The sequence below is a fragment of the uncultured Intestinibacter sp. genome (genome assembly GCF_902468165.1).
Lineage (GTDB): Bacteria > Bacillota > Clostridia > Peptostreptococcales > Peptostreptococcaceae > Intestinibacter.
In genome coordinates this window covers 1-3,405 of record NZ_CABQXJ010000127.1, presented here as the reverse complement: position 1 = coordinate 3,405, position 3,405 = coordinate 1, and the positions used below count along the sequence as shown (strand labels likewise).

General features: G+C 27.4%; 3 protein-coding genes. 1 reads left to right on the top strand and 2 read right to left on the bottom strand.

Features of this window, described 5'->3' with window-relative positions; all coding sequences use genetic code 11:
• Positions 1-367, bottom strand: a 367-nt coding sequence (locus RDX53_RS13880) for a DNA-deoxyinosine glycosylase (protein WP_307994354.1), incomplete at its 3' end; no start/stop codon positions are given.
• Between the two features lie 230 nt (positions 368-597).
• Here RDX53_RS13880 and RDX53_RS13875 point away from each other — a divergent pair.
• Positions 598-1,752 (top strand): C40 family peptidase, encoded by a 1,155-nt coding sequence (locus tag RDX53_RS13875; protein ID WP_195930169.1) that lies wholly within the window; start codon positions 598-600, stop codon positions 1,750-1,752.
• 519 nt (positions 1,753-2,271) lie between these two features.
• Here RDX53_RS13875 and RDX53_RS13870 read toward each other — a convergent pair.
• A complete protein-coding gene (locus tag RDX53_RS13870; RefSeq protein WP_195930168.1) occupies positions 2,272-3,126 on the bottom strand; it encodes a MerR family transcriptional regulator in 855 nt (284 codons plus the stop codon).
• Between the last annotated feature and the right edge of the window lie 279 nt (positions 3,127-3,405).

Below are 3,405 nucleotides of genomic sequence, written 5' to 3'. Positions count from 1 at the left end.
TTTTATAAAGCTCAAATGACTTTCCACCATTACAAAATATCTGTTTTATATCGCAAGTATCTATAATTTTGTTTAAATCATTGGCAACTACATTTTTTATACTGCTATCACTAGAACCTTCAATATCACAACTCGCAATAACATCCCAAAGAGCAATATTATTATCTAATAAAAAATCTTTCTTTTCATCTATAGTAATAGGTGTATCTTTATCTAATACTGATGATAAAACCTTCCAAAATCTATTTTGTGGGTGATGATAGAAAAATTGACTTTCTCTAGATTTTACTGATGGGAAAGAGCCTAAAATCAATATTTTAGAATTTTGGTTGTAAATTGGAGGAATTTCATGTTTTACGTTTTCCATATTAAAAATCCTTTCTAAAATAATAAATCTTAATTTAATAATACAAGCTATTGATAAAGTGTCAAGATGGGTGATTTTTAGGATTTGGTAAATATAACTAAATGACAAAAAACGATAAACTTTGACAAAACTTAGTTAAATAATGTAAAATAGAAAAATGGGTATATTTTCAAAGATAGATAAAATATATGAAATGATATATCCATAAAAAGATATTAGGAGAGAAGAGTATGAGTATAAACAAAAATTACATTGTAGCAACTGCTATGATGGCATCAGTAGCTTTACCATTGATGAATGTATCACATGTAGATGCTGCTACTGATATGAGAACTGTTACGGCTTCATCACTAAATTTTAGATCAGGGCCATCGACTAGTCATAGCATAATTGGCTCATTACAAAAAGGACAACAAGTAGAGTACATAAGCGAATCAGGAAGTTGGGCAAAAGTAAAATATAATGGAGTTACAGGATATGTACATGGAGATTATTTAACAAAAAGTACATCGACTGGTATATCAACAAGCCAAGGTACTACTCAATATGTAAATTCAACATCAGGGCTTAACGTTAGAAGTGGAGCTGGAACAACTTATTCTAAATTAGGTACACTTGAATACAAAGAAAAAGTAACAGTGTTATCTACATCTAATGGATGGGCAAAAATAAACTACAATGGTCAAACTGGATATGTAAGTAGTTCATACTTACAAACTACAGTACCAGGTGGTACAACTAGTGAAAATAATAATAGTAGTACAACAACTACTGTTAAATATGTAAATGCAACATCAGGACTTAATGTTAGAAGTGGAGCTGGAACAAGCTATTCTAAAATAGGTTCATTAGATTATAAAGAAAAAGTAACAGTATTATCTACATCTAATGGATGGGCAAAAATAAACTACAAAGGACAAGCTGGATATGTAAGTAGTTCATATTTACAAAGTACAGTTCCAAGTGGTTCAACTAGCAACAGTGGAAGCAACAACTCTGTATCAGCAAGTGCTAGTTCTGTAATAGCATATGCAAAAACTTTATTAGGTAAACCATATGTATGGGGTGCTCAAGGGCCAAACAGTTTCGACTGTTCAGGATTTACATACTATGTATTTAAAAATAAAGCTGGTATAATACTTCCAAGAACATCAAGTGCACAAAGTAAATATGGAACATATGTAAGTAGAAACAACTTAAGAGCTGGAGATTTAGTATTCTTTGATACTAATGGAGCAAATAATGGACAAGTTTCACATGTTGGATTATACATAGGAAATGGACAAATGATACATGCATCTTACAGCCAAAAGAAAATAGTTATTGATAACTTCAATAGTAGCTATTTTAAAAGAACTTTTGTAAACGGAAGAAGAGTTTTATAAGACGAAATTTCGTTATAAAAACATAATTGATAAAAATAATTGATTAACTTATAAATTTAATTTAGTGAATTAGCGGTATAACAAAACTTTGTTATACCGCTTTTAATATATTTAAATTAAAATATGTAAAAGGATGTTTTCAAACGATAAAAACTATGGAGTTAATCTATAGTTTGGATATAAAAGAACAAAATAATGAAATAAAGTAAAAAAATGTAAAAATACAATTGACAAATATTATATACACATACTATAATGAATACATAGAAAATTAAGTTACAAAATTTATGTTTGAACAACTTAAGTATTGTCATTAAACTAGTGGTGAGTTTATGACAGTTAACTATTCTGTAAATTTTTTCTAACTTAATTCATATTCTACTTTCCCCAAAGTTAGAATTTTTAAAACAATAACGACCCCGTCTTATACTACGGAAGTATAAGACAGATTTTATAGCGACCATGCCCAAATGGTTGCTATTTTTTTGTAAAAAACATGGCAAGAAAACTCACCATGTTTTATTCGTATGTTTTGTGGATAAATGGAATTTGGAATTTTATTAGACATTCGCCTTCATTTACAAAATAAAGTGAAGTATCTAGATATTTTATGAATCCAGGATAGATAGGATTTAGATTTTTAAAGTTTATCCAGTCGATAAGGTTTTCAAAATATTCATCAAAAGTATATTTAGATAATTTTGTTATAGTTTCTATATAACTCGATTCGGGAATAATCAATATATCGTGTAAATCTTTATTTAACTCAAATTCTTCAGGTGTAATTTCTGTATAATAATCTTGGTCGTTTGAAATTTTGCCTAGCTCAAAAAAGTCAAACAGCCCCAAAGAATCAAATTCCTTTCCATAAAATGCAAATACAAATTTATCTATAACTTCTAAGAAATTATGAGAAGTATCTAATAAGTTTTTCTTTGAAATACAGCATTGATTTTCTTTGACTGAATTTTTTATTTTTTTGAAATATCTCGTTTTATATGTTTTTACTAAGGGAACATTGATCATTAAGTTACTAGAATTTACTTCTTGTAAAGTATCTTTAAAAACTTTTTCTATCTTTTTTATTGAGGCTATTTTTTCTAATAGTACTTTGTGGTGATGTTTAAGAATTGTCTGTTGAACCTCAATATCTGAATGTAGTAGTGATTTAATATCGTTTATAGATAAGTCTAAATCACGCAAAGTTTTAATATGATTAATTATTGAGATATCTGCAATAGTATAATACCTATAGCGATTATTTGGATTTTTTTTAGATTGTATCAAACATATTTTATCGTAATATCTCAATGTATCGATAGATAGACCTGTAATTTGTGAAGTCTCACTTATATTAAAAGTTAAATCTTTCATTTGAATGTCTCCTACTAATTATTTAAAAATATTTGTAAAATCAGGTTGACTATGGAGTAACTCCATAGTTTACTATATAAGTATAGAAAAAATAGAAAAATTAGTCAAATTGTAATTGGTTATATTATAATAGTTTTATTTATTTTGTTATTGTTTTAAAATTTCATTTTGGGGAAAGTGAATATGTTTTGTGCGGGGAAGGTTGTATCTTTATGATACAGCCTTCTATTAGTTTTAGAGAAAAATTATATTATAAGTCTTTGAATAAATATATTATTG

What these genes read in the sequence shown, in the direction of transcription:
- RDX53_RS13875 (WP_195930169.1), top strand. Translation starts at nt 598, where the DNA reads ATGAGTATAAACAAAAATTACATTGTAGCAACTGCTATGATGGCATCA.
- RDX53_RS13870 (WP_195930168.1), bottom strand. Translation starts at nt 3,126, where the DNA reads ATGAAAGATTTAACTTTTAATATAAGTGAGACTTCACAAATTACAGGT.